13 protein-coding genes are annotated in these 17,199 nt (G+C 60.2%); 7 read left to right on the forward strand and 6 right to left on the reverse strand.

The window, feature by feature from the left end; translation table 11 throughout:
- A partial coding sequence (locus POM99_RS10655; protein ID WP_277277574.1) for a hypothetical protein occupies positions 1 to 219 on the forward strand: 219 nt, incomplete at its 5' end.
- A gap of 241 nt (positions 220 to 460) precedes the next feature.
- Here POM99_RS10655 and POM99_RS10660 read toward each other — a convergent pair.
- Complete coding sequence (locus POM99_RS10660; RefSeq protein ID WP_277277576.1) at positions 461 to 2,041, reverse strand: calcium-binding protein; 1,581 nt, start codon at positions 2,039 to 2,041, stop codon at positions 461 to 463.
- 390 nt (positions 2,042 to 2,431) lie between these two features.
- On the opposite strand from POM99_RS10660, the gene POM99_RS10665 reads away from it, so the two are divergent.
- The 3 genes from POM99_RS10665 (at position 2,432) to POM99_RS10675 (ending at position 6,205) form a co-directional block, all read left to right on the forward strand.
- Positions 2,432 to 2,725 carry a hypothetical protein gene (locus POM99_RS10665; RefSeq protein WP_277277578.1) on the forward strand — a complete coding sequence of 98 codons (294 nt, stop codon included), beginning with the start codon at positions 2,432 to 2,434 and terminating at the stop codon, positions 2,723 to 2,725.
- A gap of 685 nt (positions 2,726 to 3,410) precedes the next feature.
- The gene (locus POM99_RS10670; RefSeq protein ID WP_277277579.1) at positions 3,411 to 3,740 is read left to right on the forward strand and encodes a hypothetical protein; all 330 of its coding nucleotides are present in this window, start codon (positions 3,411 to 3,413) and stop codon (positions 3,738 to 3,740) included.
- 1,535 nt (positions 3,741 to 5,275) lie between these two features.
- A complete protein-coding gene (locus tag POM99_RS10675) occupies positions 5,276 to 6,205 on the forward strand; it encodes a hypothetical protein (RefSeq protein ID WP_277277581.1) in 930 nt (309 codons plus the stop codon).
- 1,462 nt (positions 6,206 to 7,667) lie between these two features.
- Here the strand turns inward: POM99_RS10675 and POM99_RS10680 are convergent.
- The 3 genes from POM99_RS10680 to POM99_RS10690 form a co-directional block, all read right to left on the reverse strand.
- Complete coding sequence (locus tag POM99_RS10680) at positions 7,668 to 9,047, reverse strand: replication initiator protein A (RefSeq protein WP_277277583.1); 1,380 nt, start codon at positions 9,045 to 9,047, stop codon at positions 7,668 to 7,670.
- A gap of 109 nt (positions 9,048 to 9,156) precedes the next feature.
- Positions 9,157 to 10,167 (reverse strand): ParB/RepB/Spo0J family partition protein, encoded by a 1,011-nt coding sequence (locus tag POM99_RS10685; protein WP_277277585.1) that lies wholly within the window; start codon positions 10,165 to 10,167, stop codon positions 9,157 to 9,159.
- The gene (locus tag POM99_RS10690) at positions 10,164 to 11,363 is read right to left on the reverse strand and encodes an AAA family ATPase (protein ID WP_277277587.1); all 1,200 of its coding nucleotides are present in this window, start codon (positions 11,361 to 11,363) and stop codon (positions 10,164 to 10,166) included. The genes POM99_RS10685 and POM99_RS10690 overlap by 4 nt, the downstream gene beginning before the upstream one ends.
- A gap of 425 nt (positions 11,364 to 11,788) precedes the next feature.
- Here POM99_RS10690 and POM99_RS10695 point away from each other — a divergent pair, with 425 nt between their 5' ends.
- The 3 genes from POM99_RS10695 (at position 11,789) to POM99_RS10705 (ending at position 14,902) form a co-directional block, all read left to right on the forward strand.
- The gene (locus POM99_RS10695; RefSeq protein ID WP_277277589.1) at positions 11,789 to 11,992 is read left to right on the forward strand and encodes a hypothetical protein; all 204 of its coding nucleotides are present in this window, start codon (positions 11,789 to 11,791) and stop codon (positions 11,990 to 11,992) included.
- Between the two features lie 1,585 nt (positions 11,993 to 13,577).
- Positions 13,578 to 14,099 (forward strand): Ros/MucR family transcriptional regulator, encoded by a 522-nt coding sequence (locus POM99_RS10700; protein WP_277277591.1) that lies wholly within the window; start codon positions 13,578 to 13,580, stop codon positions 14,097 to 14,099.
- A 245-nt stretch (positions 14,100 to 14,344) separates the two neighbouring features.
- Positions 14,345 to 14,902 (forward strand): MarR family winged helix-turn-helix transcriptional regulator, encoded by a 558-nt coding sequence (locus POM99_RS10705; RefSeq protein ID WP_277277593.1) that lies wholly within the window; start codon positions 14,345 to 14,347, stop codon positions 14,900 to 14,902.
- A gap of 295 nt (positions 14,903 to 15,197) precedes the next feature.
- Here the strand turns inward: POM99_RS10705 and POM99_RS10710 are convergent, their stop codons facing one another.
- Positions 15,198 to 15,599, reverse strand: a complete 402-nt coding sequence (locus POM99_RS10710) for a hypothetical protein (RefSeq protein ID WP_277277594.1) — start codon at positions 15,597 to 15,599, stop codon at positions 15,198 to 15,200.
- Between the two features lie 246 nt (positions 15,600 to 15,845).
- On the reverse strand, positions 15,846 to 16,592 hold the full coding sequence (locus POM99_RS10715; protein ID WP_277277596.1) for a ParA family protein: 747 nt from the start codon (positions 16,590 to 16,592) through the stop codon (positions 15,846 to 15,848).
- Positions 16,593 to 17,199 lie beyond the last annotated feature (607 nt).

Below are 17,199 nucleotides of genomic sequence, written 5' to 3' on the forward strand. Positions count from 1 at the left end.
CACCGGTTGTCTGGTCCGCTCTCCGGTCGGGGCTGCGCCCCTCCCTACGATCAGACCAGACAACCGATCCTACCGGCCATCATAGTCGCCGCTCAACCGGCCATCGTAGTTGTCGCCGCGCACTGGACCACGTGCCCCGCAGACGACGAATACCAGATTGAACGCGGCGGTGGCGGCCCGACGGTCGATGATGCGGCGTCGTTTGCGGCTGCTATCTGATCGAAAGTTGGGCTGGATGTCGCGCTCCCGAGGCGCTAAAATTCTCGAGCCTCTAAGGTGTGCCCCGGCGCGTTTAGGTTGGTCCCTAGGTCCGCGTCGGGGCAGTAAATCTTTTCAGTAATTCACTGTGTTGAACCAGGTTGCGTACTCGGTCGCCTCAGGCTGCAGGGGAATCAGCCTCGTAACCTTCACGATCAGGAACGCTGCGGCGCGCGGCGTTGAGCTTAGTTCACCTTGCCGGCTACAAAACCAAGTCGCCCTGCAGGAGGTGTGTGTCCCCTTGCACATCGACCAGTATGACAGCATCGACCTTCCCATCGTCGCCCTGATCAATGGACAACAGGTCGTAGGTGGCGCCTTGCGTGATGCTTACTGACGTCACACCGAAAGCGGTCAAATCGATTTTGTCGATTCCGCTTTCGAAGTCGCTGATACGGTCACGGGCACCCAGCGTTGTGCCGGTGTCGCCAGGCGCGAACACAAAGCGATCCGCACCAGCCCCTCCTGTCAAGAAGTCCGCGCCTGTACCACCTGTCAGCGTGTCGTCACCATCACCGCCATTCAACCTATCCTTGCCCTCGTCACCACGCAGGCGATCGATGCCGTCTCCGCCAGCAATCACGTCATCACCGGCACCGCCGTAGGCAAAGTCATGGCCGAGACTTCCAGACAGGGTGTCGTTGCCGTCTCCGCCGTCCAATTCGTCGTCGCCACTGCCGCCATAGAGATGATCATCATTGCCATTCCCTACCAACAGGTCGTCGCCCGCGTTACCGGCGAGCGTGTCATTGCCGAAGCCACCGAAAACAAAGTCATTTCCGCCAGCTCCCGACATGTCGTCGTTTCCCGCGCCTCCGTAGAAGAACTCCGCAAGCTTGGTGCCAGTCACGGCCTGCGCGCCGTCGTCCAGGAACGGCCCCGCATCCAGGACCAGGCGCAGAAAGTCTTCGGGCGTGTAATGGGCGTCATAGAACTGGTCGGGAACGCCGTCGTTATCTGAATCCCACGAAAAATCGTCGTCCGACCAATCCGCAATCCCGTCACCATCCTCGTCGACCTCGATGCCTCCAGTCGCAGTAATAATGAAATCACCTCGCCTGCCGGTGAAGGCAGATACCAGATGCTGCTGGTCCAGTACGATCTTGTCACCCTCTTCGAGGCCGCCGCGGTCAAAGTCGACGTTGAAGAATACGTCGCAACCAAGTCCCCCGGAACTATAGGCCGAGTGGATCACATCGTTGCCGGCACCGGCCTTTCCGTAGGAGCCTTCCCAGAGGTAATCCGATCCGTCCCCCCCATCGAGCCCCTCGCCCCCGAGCATCACATCGTCGCCGGCGCCGCCGCTGCCCCCTGTTCCATTGTCGGGGTTGCCGTCGATGTAGTCGGACCCCGCCCCGCCGCTACCACCGTAGTAGATGATGTCATTGCCATCGCCGCCACTACCGTAATCGAGGATGTCGTCCCCTGCCCCGCCATAGGCGTATTCAAAGCCGAAGATGCGATCGTTTCCGTCGCCGCCATATGCAACGGCACTTAGAGCGAGGCCCAGGTAGTTGGAAAGTACTGCCGAAATCAGATCGTCACCGGTTCCTCCATCTACGACGCCATTGTTCACGAAGTCATGAACGAAGATCTCGTCATTGCCAGCCCCCGCGTTGACAGCCAGGCTGTATATCGGAACAGAGTTGCCATCTTCATCGTAACCGTCTGGCGTACCGAAAATCGTGATGTGATCGTCGCCGGAGAAAGCGTTCAGAACTGTATCCTGAGTCAGGGTGATTTCGTATGTATCTCCGCCTTGGGTCAGATTGATCGTCGCCATGATCTGCACTCCGAATCAGCCACAATAAACTAATGTTAGTGCACATTTACAGATAGATATAGGACGTATTTTGGAGCATTCCTTGCCTCTTCCTTGTTCAGTTGTGTTCCGCATGTGGAATGCCCGCGCGAGCGCAATTTGCGGATGATGCGGCAGTCCGCTCATGATTCGGAGATCGTTCGGACTGAGGAATCAACCGCGGTGCCCCGGGGAGGGAACGCCCCCTTAACCGCACCGGATGACATCGGCAGGGTTCATCGGCGGCATACCTAATCTAGTGTCGCGGCAGATCCGGCCGGGCCCGCACACCCACTCCGAGTGCCCTTCTTGTCACATGTTATTGAATTTTGCGGGGATTATTGCCGTCTTGTGACACTTTGGTGTGACAACATGGACGACAAAGACAAGGCAAAGTCCCCCGGACTGCAGCTGCGCTGGAGCAAATGGTACGCCCGCATCCCCATCCCCAAACGCCTCGCTGCGTTTGATGGTCGCGGTTCGATCCGGCAAAGCTCGGACATCTCCGACAAAAAAGTCTCCGAGCAGCGACACCGCAAGAGGATCGGCAAAGTGCAGGCGGACCTGCGCGACCTAGAAGACCGGGTCAGGCAAATGCTTCGTATCGAAGTCGCCCCAGCCTCTGGTGGGCGGAAGACCTGTCGTTCGAGCACGTCGAAGCCTTGATGAAAGATCGGCGGGAACGTCGTTCGTCTCGACGAGATGAGGAGATGGAAGACTGGGGCCGACAGTCGCCACATGAGATCCAGGACCTCCGTGAGCTGGAGCATCACCCACTGGACATCGATGAGAAGGGCAACGATCCCCTTGGAGGGCTGATCGATCACCTCCTCATCGAGGCGGGATCTATCTCGCAAGCCCCGACTTGAACGCCAAACAAGCCGTGACGCGGCAACTTTCTTCAACAGGACAACGTCCGCTTACTGGTACCTGCACAGTTTGGTCGCTCGCGTGTTGCGGGGCGAGGGAGGTATGGCAGTGGTCATTGCGGCGAGGACGCGGCTGGACCACTCGTGTTAATGGGGAGCGGTTGCACACCCATTTTGCAACCGGTTGCAGCGTTGGGCAGCCCGACGTCCTGCCCAACGCTGCAACCAACTGCAACAGGGGTTTGCCACGACCTGCCGGTCATGCTTCCTCGCGTTCCGTCGGCCGCTTGCACAGACACCGACGCGTTCATCGACCACTTGCGACAACCGGGGGCCTGAACTTGCTAAAACACAGAGCTTCATCAACGGCCTGTGTCACCTGATCGGGATCGAGCCTCCCCAAGGCAGCCTCACCGACGGCCTCGGCAACGACTAGCTAACGCAGTGTTGATAGCCGACCTCTCACACACTAGCATCACGGCATGGCTCTATCGAACAAGGAACGCCAAGCACGCTTCCGTCAGCGCCAACGTGAGGCGTCTCAACCAGCATGGATCCGCAAGGACTTCGAAAGTTCGGCCGACGCACGTGAAACTCTTGTCTGGTTCAGGGAATTCTTCGCGACTTCACCTATCCCACACGGCGCGGGCCTGGCAGTTTATAGCCAAAAGGATATGGGAACCGGGGCCGTCTCCCTGCTGGTGCATCTGCCCTTCCCGCTGACTGAGACTGAAAGAGGCATGAGGGGTTGGCGGTTGGCGCGTGAGGACGCGACCGATCTCGGACACTGGCAAGTCGAGGTCTGGACATAACTTCCCGCGAGCCTACCGACACTCAGGCTGGGCCACGCCGTCGCCCGCCCTGCGCAGTTCGAGCATTTCAACCGCTGCTCTACATCGTGCAGGTGCCGGCTAGTCCCCCCTTGATGCAACGCTCGCGCAGCACGCTGGCATCCATTCCCAAGATATGCCCACAGCCCTCACAGGTGACGCGCAGACTGAAGCTCGCGCGAGCGAGGTCATTGAGGCGTCTGCGGCTCACATGTGGTTGGAACATAACAAGAACTATTTGGCAATTTCGGGGATGCCTTCCAGATCGGATAGGTTTGTGCGTAACCTTCGAAAAGGATAAATTCAGGAAGAATTGCTACTAAGGGATCGCCAAGCAGGGTCCGAAGTCCTTGGCAACCCTTCACGAAACCCGCCGCTCTTGCATCGAACGGCGGGCTTTTTGATTCTTCGGGTGCAAGCGTAGGGCCGGATGGTTCAGCGCTTAGGGGCTGCTGGTGTCCTGAGACGCGCTGCTAGCCCCCGCAGTTCACGCGTTGCTCAGACCCCCTGCTGCGCGTGAAGGCCGTCCAGCACTTGGAGAACATTGCGTTGCGGCAATGGGCCGCTTACGGGGTGCAAAGACGCGATACCTCCGGATTTTCAGAGCCAACTCGGAATCTCTGTGCCGTCAGGCGCGACGGTCTTCCTGTTCCCGATATGAATGTGTCTACATTGCCGTTGTAGCGCCGGGCCTCCACCAGCCTACCGTCTGCGGCGGGGCGACCATGTCCATCGTGATCGACCCAACCCGTCATTTGCACCTCTGCAGGTGCCGGGTCGAATTCAGGAGTGAGCCATGACCCGCTGTGTCGGCACGCCCTGCCCCAGCCGCCTGCACCGCCGTTCAGAACGTTGTACAAAATGCCTATGCCATCCCGCGCGAACAGCGCGGCATCGGCGGTACAGACAAAGGCGCCTGCAGTGGCGTTGCGCCCTGCCACGCGCGGATTTCCCCAAGCAAGGTGGATTAAGGCATCACTCTGGGGCTTGAGGGTTGTTGCCCCCTATCGGGTTTGCCAGCACGATCCGGGGATGTCCCAGTACGCGCTGTGCGGTCTCTCTCCATCGTATTGTCTGTTCTAGCGGTCCAGCTTCTCGCAAGCGTCTTCTTGCGACATACGGGCCGGAAAGTTGTGACAATGCCGGAGAACAGTCGGGCGGACGGCTCTCGTTTCGCGCTTCACCAAGCGTGGCAAGCCCCCCGTGGTCCCTTTGAAACCGGCGGGAAAGCGTGGACCGGCGGGCAAGGGCAAGCTGAGCAGCCACTGGGCTGCCCTTCTTGCCTTCGCTTCGTCCATGCAGAGCACGCAAGATGGACATATTCTGGTGCTTGAGCGTGATAATCCGGGCCCCAAACCACCTCTGCATGATGGGATACTGAAAATGAGGTTTGGTAAACTTTGGCTTGCTGGCGCGGGAACGCTCGGATACTCTCCGGCGTCCCGCCCCCCAAGTACAAATGGCGCATGAACGCTACGTCACTTGCTTCTGTTGCCCAGACCGCCCTGGCCTATCGCATGGGCCAGCTCGATGCGCTTAGGCGGACCTTGCTTGCCGAAACTACGATCTATCCCACGCATTTGCGCCAATGCCTGGCTTTAAGCTCCTTGAGGCGCGCCTGGAACCAGTATCGCGAGGACCGCGCAATAACCCTCGGCACAACCTTGGCCGGTGCCGAATGTGCCGCTGAACGTAACGCTTTCCTCATCCTGCTGACCAAGGCCCTCCCCTCCCCGCAAGCTCTGCTGGCCCCGGCCATCGCGGCAGTCCGCAAGGCCGTCATCCGCCCGCTTGGCGAAGAAGCGCGACAGAGCGACGCGATCGTCGAAGCGGGGCTCCCGGTGATCGATGCGGTGCGCGATGCCATACGCCAGGCCAGCATGCCCGCAGACCCGCTGGAGCGCGTCCTCCAGGTCGTGGAGCGGCTGCGCTATTCGAGTGTGGATGGCAGCGATGCACTGACCGCCACTGCCCACACGCCATGCTGGGCCGTCAACTTGCTCGCGACGGCCGATATGTCGCTGTTCATATCGGGTTCTCACGGGCTGCCTTGCCCGGGACTGGTCAATCGGCGACTGTTCCGGGCAGACCGGACGGCACAGCAGCGTCGTACTGCTGCCCGCGAATGCATGCTCGATGCCCTGCGCATGCTGATCGAGGACATCGCCGTCATGCCCAAGGCTCAAGCGGCTTTCGACGCTGCCTTTCCGCATGTGCGCTCGAACTCCCGTGCAGGGCTTGCCTGGCTGATGCTGTTCGGCCTCGGTTCGCTGACCGCAGGACAGCTTGCACGCGCGCTGCCAGCAACGAAGGCGGGAGCAGGCAAAGTCCTCCGCCAACTGGAAGGCGCAGGTCTGATTCGTGGCCAGGGGCCCTATGCGCCCTATGTCAGTGCTCGCAGGTTCGCAACGCGCTGGCCCGACTGGCTTGAAGAGCCCGCTGCGTAGAATGGTTCCAGGAGGCAGGATTACACCTTCTCCGCCCCTCGTCAGGTACTCTTCCGTCTGGCTATGCAGAAGGGACACTGGAATCGAAAAGCAGGAGTTGCAGGCAAAAGCGCGTCGCTGCAAATGCGGCGATCCCGATCGGTTGCGGCATTCGCGATTTTCCGGCCCCCGCAAAGGCCCCCTGGAGCGCAAGAACGGGCATCGGCAGGGGGCGGATACCAGAGAGGCGGGCAAAGCGCTCCAAGGCCCCCTGGAGCGGCCTATGGCGCATTTTCGTAATATCTAATGTAAAGAGCCGGGATTTTCCGGTCATCCCGCGCCTGGCCTTGTCTGTGAACGGCCTCTCAGGGCGTGGCAGGCAAGAGCACCCGACCAACTGTCATTTCCGACAAGCGAGCTCTGGATCAATCCCGACAAGGTGCATCTGATGCCTGTACGGCAACGGAGACCGGTGCAGTCAATACCATGCCTGGCAATGAAAGTGTAGGGAACGCTTTATGTGTCGGGACTTGTGCATAGCCCTACCCTGCCCTCAAGGTTGATCGACGGATATCTGTGGTACTTCCGTCGCTGTTTCCGACGCAACGCGGCCCAAGGAAAGACCGAATGGATCGATGGTGCACATATCAGGTGTTCCGGGATCACGCCTTCCGCCGGCTTGATGCAGCGCAAGTCACGCTCTTTCTTCCCATTCAGAATCATTCATTCATCCAATCCTGCCGCAGGCAGGGCGTTAATGGGATTTAGAATCTTGAGTTAGACAGTTAGCGGCGCCTCAAGGTGATCAGATCCGCTTGAACTGGCGAGTCGGACTCCCGAACCGATTCCAAAAACACGTCAGATACGATGTGATACCACGACGATGTGATTCTAAAAACACGTTGGCCTGTTCCCGATCCCACGTGTCGCGCGGTTCACGTCAAGCCAGCCAGTTTTTGTTTGGATTTACCACGGGCAGGGAGGAAGCGGTTTGGGTTTTGCCTCGATTTGGAGCGTCACACCGCCAACCATTTCTCCCAGGTCGGCATTGGCAACGTGTTTTCGGGAAGCGCAGGCCTGAGGCCGTTCGTGTTATCGGGAATGTCGTAAACCACGCTTTTCATGGTGAGCGGATTCTATCTCGAGGAACATCGGGGCTGGCTCGGTATGGAAATCTGCTCGCCTCCGCATGACCGCCCGACGTGTTTTTGGAATCGGCTGCGCTAAAATCCGGGCTTGCAGCGAAGGGGCGCTCGACCGGGTACACGCTGATGCCCTCCCCTCCCCCAGATCTGGCCGGTCAGGGTCTTGCGCATAGCATGTGGATTTCCGAAAGCACGATGCACCTGACGGATGCCGTTGCCTCGGTAGCAAGACACAGCACCCGGTTGAATTCCCAGTGCGTTGAGGGCGATGACCTGATTGCGCCGCTTTCAGCTCCCTCGAAGGGCGCAAGGCTGGGGCCTAGCACGGCGTTCCGCGGTCAGACGCCGCGCAGCAGATGCTTGTTCCGTTCATGGTGCTTGCGCACGAACCCATGGAATCGAACCGCATAGTTGCGCGGCAGTTCGTCGGGATTTGCATTCAGGAACAGGTCGAACTGCGCCATGAGTGCGTCGAGGTCCCAACCAGGACATTCGGCCTCGATTGCCATGAGTGTTGCTTCGCCAAGGACAGTTTTCGCTGTCCTGGCAACCGGCCGCGCGACGGATCTGGGCAGTTCGGCTTCCCGGTGTGCTGGCGATGCCTTGCGGTTCGCGCGCTCCGAACTGGCAAGGTTCTCGGTCGTGCGGTTGATCAAGCTGCGCATCAAGGACGCGTCGATGAATTCGACATCCTCACGGGAAGGCGCGTCCCTTTCCGAAGGCGCCGCAGCTGGCAATGCGGAAGGCCCTGGTCGGCGGGACGTGGCCTGCGGCGAGCGAGGGGAAGGGGAAGGGGAAGGGGAAGGGGAAGGGGGCTTCCCCGTAGCCGGATTGCAGCTGGCTTTGTCTTCGAGATGGCGACGCATGACCATCTTGAGCTTTGGGCGTGGCGTTTCGGCACCGATCACTTCGAGATGAATGTCGGGAAGCGCGTTTGCGCGAGCCAGCTCGAGAATCTTGTTCTTGAACGAGGGCAGGGAGCTCTCGCTCCCGCTCTTTTGATGGAGGGTCTCAAAGCCGATCGTAAAGCCGGCAGCACCGTTTCCTCCGGCGTGCTTGCGGCTGGCGCGGTACAGCCATTTACCCAAGCCACTTGTGATTTCAAAGTAAAGCGGACTGATCGCCAGGACGTTACGCTTGTCCATCACTCCATCGAAGAACCACTTCGACAAGGTGATCTCCATCCCCAGGGATCGCTGCGTTCGCTCATCGACCAGATGGGTATAGCTGTCGATCCATGAGAACGTTGTCTCGCGTGTCTTGGAATTGGCCCGGATGTTCGTCTTGATCGTCGTTGCCTGGAGCCGATCGAGCGCGCCTACGAGCCGCTCGTAGGCGCGCCCGCTCACGCCCCAGCAGATGCGCTTGAGCAGATCCCCGGGTTGGACGCGAATTGTCGGCGACAGGTCATTCTCGCCACGTTCGCGAAGTTCGTTCAGATGCGATGCCAGATAGATCATGATGTCGGCATCCCAGATGGTTGCCATGCCGTACGCCGGATTTGGCGAAACATGGACAGTCACCGACTTGTCGGGGCTGACGTACTCTATCGGCTTGAGCCGCTTCTTCTTCGACAGGCTGAAGAATGGCCGTTGCATCGTTTCCTGATAATCCCTCAGCGATACGTCGCTGAAGTCGGGCAGGGTGAAGAACATCTCAAACTGGACCCGCCGTCCGTCAGGCATGGCAGTGATGGTCTTCTTCACGATCTCACCCATCCTCACGGACCGCGTCCCACGCGTGGGACGATTGCATTAAGTCATTGAAAAAAGAGAGAAAATAGCAAAATCTCGGAGTGGCATTGCACGCGCCTGAGGTCTGTTGAAATCACCGGCCATTCCCTTTGAAAATCCTGGCTCTCTCGATCACCGGCCTGAGCGCTGCAAGGATGTCATCAGGCGCGAGGTCGGTGGGATTGAGTGTGAGGGTCAGCCCTCGCGCCCGGTCGCGCTCCACCGTACCGATACATCTGCCTTCGACATCGATCGTGGCTTTCTGGCTTCGCGCGGGCCTGGTCGTGGCGGCCTTGACCAAGCGGGCCACGACTTCTGCCCCTCCGATGGGTTCCTCATCGCCCGACTGGCGGAAACTCTGTTCGGCAGCGATCTGCCTGGCTGCCTCTTCGACCCGGCTGCGCAATGCCGGATTCCGCAGGACGGGCAGGAGCTTGTCGCCGTGCCGCACCTGGAGATCCATTGGTGAATTGAAGGCGCTGATCACGGTGGCAGGAATGTCGGTCAGCCCAATGTAGCGCGCCAGCATGGACTTCGACAGCTTCACGCGGTCAGCCAGACGTGCCTGGACCCCATCGTAGTAGGCTTCGACCGCTGCCTTGTAGTTCATCCCCCGCTCGAGGTCCGATATATCCTCGCGTTCGCGGTTCTCGATGTCAGCTAGACGGAATGCTGCCTCGTCATCGAGGTCTTCGATGATCGCGACAAGCTCGATATCGGGATAATGATTGGCATTGAGCCATGCCACCGCCCAGTGTCGACGTGTCCCGATCACCAGCTCGTACTGGCAAGCGCCCTGTGGGGTGCGGCGGACAACCACGGGTATCCGGTTGCCGTTTTCCGCCTGGATAGAATCGATGAGACTGCGCAACCGGGTCTCGGATAGCAGGGCATAGTCGCGCGCATTGCCTGGCCAGATCGAGCATTCGGCGGGCTTGAGACGGATGGTTGGGCGCTTGACCATGCGCGCCGCCTCGGTGAACCCCTCCAGCCTGCGTGTCGTGAACGTCTTGGGCGCGGTCGGCGGTGCGACCGCAGCGGGCGCAACCTCGATCGCCGACGCTGGCGCGGCAAGCGCCTCGTCGATCAGCGAACGACGGCTCATGCTGCAGCGCTCCCAAGAAGATCAGGCGTACCTGTCGCAATGCTTTGAGATGGCCATTGTTCGCGGACCTGCTGCAGCACCTCGTCGAAGACGGCATTCAGATTGTCGCGGCAACGCTGGTAGGTCGCATGCGAGGCCGAAGGCTTGCTCTCATAGATCGAGCGAAATGCCTGCGTTGCATTCTTGATTTCCTCGGACGCCAGGATTGGCTGGCTCAGCAGGAAATTGGCGTAAGTCGCCTTCATCATCTTCCACATGTCCGCTTCACCCGGTTTGCTCGGTGTGTAGGTCGAACAGACGACGCGGATAAAGCCGTAGTCGACGGGCGTGCCGTGAGCTTCCAGAATTTCGATGTTCTCTGCGATTGTATCCATGAAATGGATCGTGGAAAGATAATCCAGCTGCCGTGCGGGGACCGGCACCAGCAATCCGGTTGCTGCGGCCATCACGTTCAATCCCAGGAATCCCATCGCCGGGGGAGGGTCGAGCAGGATGACATCAAAGTCCTTGGTCACGCTCGCGATGCCGATCCTGAGGCGCTGCAGGCTTTCCCGAACCGCCTGGCCACCTTCCTGCAATGTCGCGGTCAGATCCCACTCGGCGTCCTGTAGGCCAAGGCTCGACGGCACTATCTTGATCGTCGGCCAGGCGGTATCGTGGATGGCCTGGCTGAAGTCATCGAACGTGCTGCGCGGGGACAGGAAGTTTCCCAGCGTCCTTTCCTCATCGATCAATGTTTCGGGCTGGATATCGAACATTGTCGTTGTCGATGCCTGCGGATCGCAGTCGATCACCAGCACATTGAAGCCGCGCAGGGCGAGGTAGTCTGCGAAATGCTTGGTAATTGTGCTTTTGCCGACGCCGCCCTTGAAATTCTGGACAGCGACGACGACCGCATCCTCGTCCGCGGCCTTCCCGGGATGGATGTTCAGCGCATTGCGGATCTGCGTGAGGTCCTCGAGAGTATAGTATCGCCGGCCATTGCCCAGCTGCTTGGGCGGTGCAAGGCGCCCTTCTTTCTCAGCCTTTGCAAGGGCTTCGGGCGTACGCCCGACAAGTTCCGCCGCAGCCGTCGGCCCGAACGTGACGTCGAGCACCTTGCGGTCTTCCGGCCTGAAGACAACCGATTTCACCCGGTCACGCATCAACTCGCAAGAACGCGTCATCGTCCGGAGCGTGCTGACGGTGTAAGACATCGAATGCACCTTCTGTCTGAATCAAGAGATTGCGTCTGGTTAGTGTTTCAATGCACCAGTATCACGGGCAAAGTCAAACCTGCTATGTTGGAGCAGGTCTGAACGCAATCCACACGCAATCGTCGCAGATACGTCCGCGACAAACGGTGAGACGGCCTCGAGAAGACAGCAATCCGTGCAGATGGCAGGGGGGCCAGCCAGAACGCGCACCACCCAGCGACACGCCAGGCTCGCGACGAGGGACAAGCTGGACACAAGCAACAGATCGCTGGATTGTCGTCTCCGCACGACAAGCATGGTTTGGCCAGTCTACGGTGCCGGATCGGTCTACGCCTACTTGACTGACATGCTCTTGCCCCTCGGCGAGGCGGCGCACCTGGTGTTGGTGCCCATGATCTGATGCGATCGGGGCTGGCGTCTTGCCGTTGCGCGAACCGCTTGCCGAATCGGGTCTTTCGCGTTCAAATCTGGTGGTGCGCAGCTTCCGACTGATCAAGCCCGATGGAGTGCCTGTCCGCTACTACGCCGGCAAGGACATGGTCTTCTTCAATGTCCGGGATGCGGCGCGGTGGCTGATGCCGGGTTGGCGGATCAAAGAGATCAAGGGACGCCGTCGTAGCCCACGCTGATCAGATGGTCCCGTGGGCCATGGAGGGAGGCCTGCCCACGGGACCTGCATGCCACGGGCCTGCTGTCACTCAGGCACGCGCCCCGACAACCGGACGATCACCGGGTAGGTTCCATGGCCAACATAAAAAAGGAAAGCCCCCGCGGCCGTTACATGTGAGGGTAGAAGCCGCGGGGCAAGTTCTGGTCATGGCAAGGCTCTGTTCCAAGCCTGTGCCAACGACGACAATACGGAAAACGCCGTCCAACTCAAGCAGCACCATGCAACCGAGACTCTGACCACTGATGTGTTGCCAAGATTACGCGCGTTTGCGCGTCGGCTGGACGTGCGCAGGCGTATTGCTCAGGACGCTCGCTGCGCAAGAACAGGCATCTGATCTTGCCTGGCAGTTGCCGTGGCATGTGGCAGGTCCGGTTGCCACGCCACAGGCTGCAGAGTCGTGGATGGGAAAACGGCCCGTTGCCGTCCTTGCGTCATGAGCGGACGATCCGGATGGCCGTTGCCTGGGCTCCAGGAGCGCAGGGTCCGGGACGACTGCTGTGGGGATTGAGCCGGAGGGTCGCCGGATGCCAGACCAGCCATGCCGGGGTGACGATCTGTCTCGTGATAGATGTGCGAGCTCGAATCTCGGCCCGACCGCCCCGCCTTTTGCGAACCTCGGAGCAGCAGCGCGGTCGAGGCCGGCAGCTTTGTACGATTGCCAGATTGCGAGCTAGACATGGCGCCATGGGGCCGCCAGCGGCAGGGCAACGCAGATGCGCTTGCGAGTTGCGCCTCGCGAGGCGACCCTCAGCGGGTCCGGTGGCAGAAGTGAGATGGACACCAGGCCACTTGTGCTCGTGTGCGGCGCCCAGCCCGCTCAGGCGACTGCTGTCGGTATGCTCGCAGCACGCACGGCAAGTGGATTGCCTACGGGTCGGCCAGATCGACGCCGTGTTGCTGCAGACAAGTTCGGGCGATGCCGGGGCATTGCCCGGGCGCACAGGTCCTGCGCTGCAGATACAAGTCCGCCGCCGGACTGTAAAGACCGACGGCGGACCCGGTGTTAGAACGCTTGCTGCGTTGAAAGCTTGATAATCGCGGCACGGTTTCAAACTCGTAAATGGGCGTAGTCGGCCAACCTCGGTTTGAGACCAGCCAAGGCAGCGCGCGCATGGACCTGGTTCGAGCTTTCGCTTCCGCCAGAACCACATGTGCCAACTGCCAGGAGAACCAGGCATGGCTGCGCGCTTTTCCTGGTGCGATGCAAAACAAGTTGTCCGTACGGAAGCTGACGACTGGCGAGCAAAGCACCACTGATCTGCCGGGCCCCCTTTCTTCATGCGCCGCCTGTCGAGGCGCATGATTGTCACCCAGACCCGCCAGGCCCGCCCTGAAACGTCTGTACAGGCTGGGTTTCATCAACGCCAGCGCGTGCGGGTAACGCGATCCGGCCGTCGCAAGGCTGGCAGGGAAGGGGGCTTGGTCCGCGTGTCCCAGCCTTGGACAGTTTTGCGACCACCCCTTGCTGCACTGCAAAACGTTCTTGCGCGATGCTTCGCTCCCCGGCAGGACTCGAAGGGTTTCTCATGCGGTGAGTCGATACGATGTCCGACGCGAACTTGTTTGCCCACGTTGCCGATATCGTCTCCGCACATGTCAGCAACAACGCGGTTGCGGCAAGCGACCTGCCAAACCTGATAAAGGCGGTACACGCATCCCTGACGAAACTCGGCGAGCCTGCACCCGCCGAGCAGAAGCGCGCTCCGGCCGTTTCGATCCGCTCATCGGTGAAGCCTGACGGCCTGACGTGTCTTGAGTGCGGCACGAAGACGCAACTCCTCAGGCGGCATCTGATGCGTGAGCACAAGCTCCTGCCGGACCAATACACCACGCGCTGGGGCCTGGCCCGAGATTATCCCATGGTCGCACCCGATTACTCGGAGCGACGCAAGTTGCTAGCTGTCTCTATTGGGCTGGGCCTTAAGTCGCCACGGGCGAGGGCCAAGGAGCGTGCAAGTCTGGATACGGACGGCGTCGATCTCCCGGTGATTTCCGCCGGGCCTTCCCCCCTCGAACCGTCGAGCCCGGGGCCTGGCCCGCAGTCAGGCCAATCCGCCGATACCTGACGCAGCGCCAGCTCGCTCTTCCTCGCGCCGGCACCGGCCACGCCTCGGGGCAGCCCCGTGGACAGGGACCAGCCGAGCGTGTCTTCAGCATGACCTGATCACGTGTCCGGGTCTGCACGTCGGTCCTGTCGCCCCATTGCAGGCTGCACCCAGGCACTTGGTCATTCAATGCAACACTTTGCAAAAAGACTTCAAGAGGGAGATCGGCATTTCCTCAAGACCTTGCCGTCGCGGCATAAGGATCCTTGAAGTTGACGCTGCACCAGTTTGAACTTACGCGGGGATGCGATAGCTACCAGCACTATTTAGCGGTTTTACAGATCATGTCCGCTCGCAATCGCACCAGCAAGGTCGCCAATCATGCGAACCAGACCCGCCTGGGAGCATTTCTGCCCTACCAGCTCGCAATCACGTTTGATGCAGTCAGTACCCGTATCGCAGGCAGCTATCATGCGGCACTGGGTCTCAAGGTTCCGGAATGGCGTGTCATGACCGTGCTGGGTGAGATCGGCGCGGCGGCCCAGTGCGAACTCGTGGACCTGACACTCCAGGATAAGGTAACCGTTTACCGGGCCTGCAAGTCGCTCGGCACCCGCGGGCTTGTCGCACGATCAAGCAACGTACGCGACGGCCGATCACATCTGCTTGAATTGACAAGCGCCGGGGAGGCGGTGTTCCGCGAAATCTGGCCTCAGGCCGAGGAGGCCAGCAACGCGATCTTCAACGTGCTTTCCGCGACCGAGTTGAAGCGATTGCGCACGATGCTCGAGAAGATTTACACCAGAGCGAGTTCGTCAGGCTGAGGATTACCGAGGCAACTGGTCGGAGGGGCGGGACCCCTCAGGAGCAATCTGGTCCTTGCAGGTTCGTACCCGCCGCTTCTTGCGCCATGAATCGAACGCCCGGTTCGGGGCGGGCTTCCCCGCCATGCGCTTGACTACGCCCATGATGCGCGGTCCCCGCCCAACTGTGCAGGCGTCTTCGGGCTTGCAGCACGCAAGGCGCTCTCGATCCGGTTCGAAGACCAGCAAGAACGCGGGAACAATTTGGCCCAGCGCCTGGCAAAAGGGGAAACCGTCAAGGCGCAGTGAAGCGATTTCAACGGGAGGGAGGTGCTTGCTCTACATACTCGAAAGAATCAGGCAGGACCCGACATGACCACGACCGCCGATCATCCTGTCTCCCCGGCCCGGACTTGGCGCGCTGTACTTGGGGTTCGGGCATGGAATCGACATCGGCAAACACGCTGTCGAGCACCTTGCGCAGACCGGACGTGATCTTCCATTCTCCCGGGGCTTCGCCTGGAGCGGACCTGCCAGGCCCGAGGGTCGCTGTATCGGAAGGCGGGTCATCGCAAGACAAGGCATCGTCGGGCAAGGCCGCACGACATTGCGAGACCTTCTGTGGTTGTCGGCGCATTTCCCGGTGCGCCAGCAAAACCATGAAAACAACCAGTGCTGCTGTCAACGCGAAGGGCGCGAGTCTGCCGAGATCGTCCATGGCTGACATAATCGCCGAATTGTCCTTTCAAAAGCCCTAACGACCGGAGCGGTCTCGACCATGGCGGATGCAGGGTCCCGACAGCAGGACCTGACGATCCGCACCCAGCAGAAGATTCACGCTCTAGCGGTGCGCCAACGCACACCGGACGCGATAGTGCCCGCGCGATACGCCTGCTCGCGCCTTGCCTGGACCGAACGCCTAACGTCTTCTGTCAGACGATGGCGACATGCCATGATGCTCAAGCTACTGGCGGCTTTCGAGCTCTGCGATTTTCACTTCTATCGCATTGAAAAGTCTTTCCATCGCACGGCTCGGCTCGCTCCAGCTGGCAAACGAGCCTAGCGGGGCCCGACGGACGGCCATCTGCTCGACCAGGCTGTTCATGGGAACAACCGGCCAACGAGGTTCCAGGGCAGCAAGCGTCTCGCGATGAAGCCTGCGTCGGATATCCAGCATTGAAAGAACCGGCAGGATCGGGGGGTGACGGCGGTGGTGACGGATCAATTCGCTGCGTATCTTGTCGAGCGTGCCGGCTTTGAGGCAGGTCGGCGAAAGCGGGACCAGCAGCAAGTCTGCCGCGGCGATGATCTGCTCGCTTGTCGCGTTCAACCCTGGCGGACAGTCCATGATCACGCGGTCATAGTTTGCTGCGAGAAATTTGGTCTGCTGGGCAAGCCTGTAGGGTGACCCGATCCTGGAAAAGGTCAGAACCAGATTACGCAGGCTCTGATCCGATGGCAGGAGGGAAAGCCCTGCGAATCTGGTATCGACGATCAGGTCACGCAGGTTGCTGGTCTTGTAGAACGCCGAAGCGGCTCTAGAGCCAGTGGGTTCCTCGAGCCGAAGCAGGTAGCTGCAGCCGCCTTGCGCGTCGAGGTCCCACAATAAGGTCCGGTGGCCGGAGCCAACAGCCGAACGCCACGCCAGTTCCACAGCCAAGGTCGTCTTGCCGACTCCGCCCTTGGCGCTGAATACGCCAATCACCGCCATGATCACGACCCCTCCGGGCCAGCTTATTGCTGACCTGCGCGTGTCATACAATTCGAACCGCCACCCTTTTAAGGCACGCGCTGGGTCAATCACGTTTGGTGATGCCCTTGATTGTATCCTCGAAAGGGCAAGATGTAGTTTTCACGAAACTTTAATTCACGAGGCGCGCCAGTGTTTAGGAACCTTAAACAAACGGTGCCTATAGACCTGATGGAAGTCGACTGACCGTCAATCAGGGGGTGGCAAGGCTTTCCGGAGATCCTTTGGGACCGGTTGAGTATTACGGCCTCTGAAGGATTGAGATGGCAACAATGAGCGGGGACTGTGCTGTTATGAAATCGCGACGCGGACATGTCGATCGGCGTGCAGGTGTCCGCAGCAGGATCGAGCTATCGGGTAGTTTGCGGCCACCAAGCGGCCAGGCGCACGAGGTTCTGCTCGTCGACGTTTCGGAACATGGATGCAGGATCAGCGGCTATGAAGGACCGGTGATCGTGGGTGCGCCCGCAGTCCTGCGGATTGGCGCGCACGCTGAACAGTCTGTCTGGATGCGCTGGCGCGAAGGCGATGCGGCGGGGCTGGAGTTTTCGAGGATGCTCGCGTCCCG

This window comes from Novosphingobium cyanobacteriorum (genome assembly GCF_029436685.1).
GTDB lineage: Bacteria > Pseudomonadota > Alphaproteobacteria > Sphingomonadales > Sphingomonadaceae > Novosphingobium > Novosphingobium cyanobacteriorum.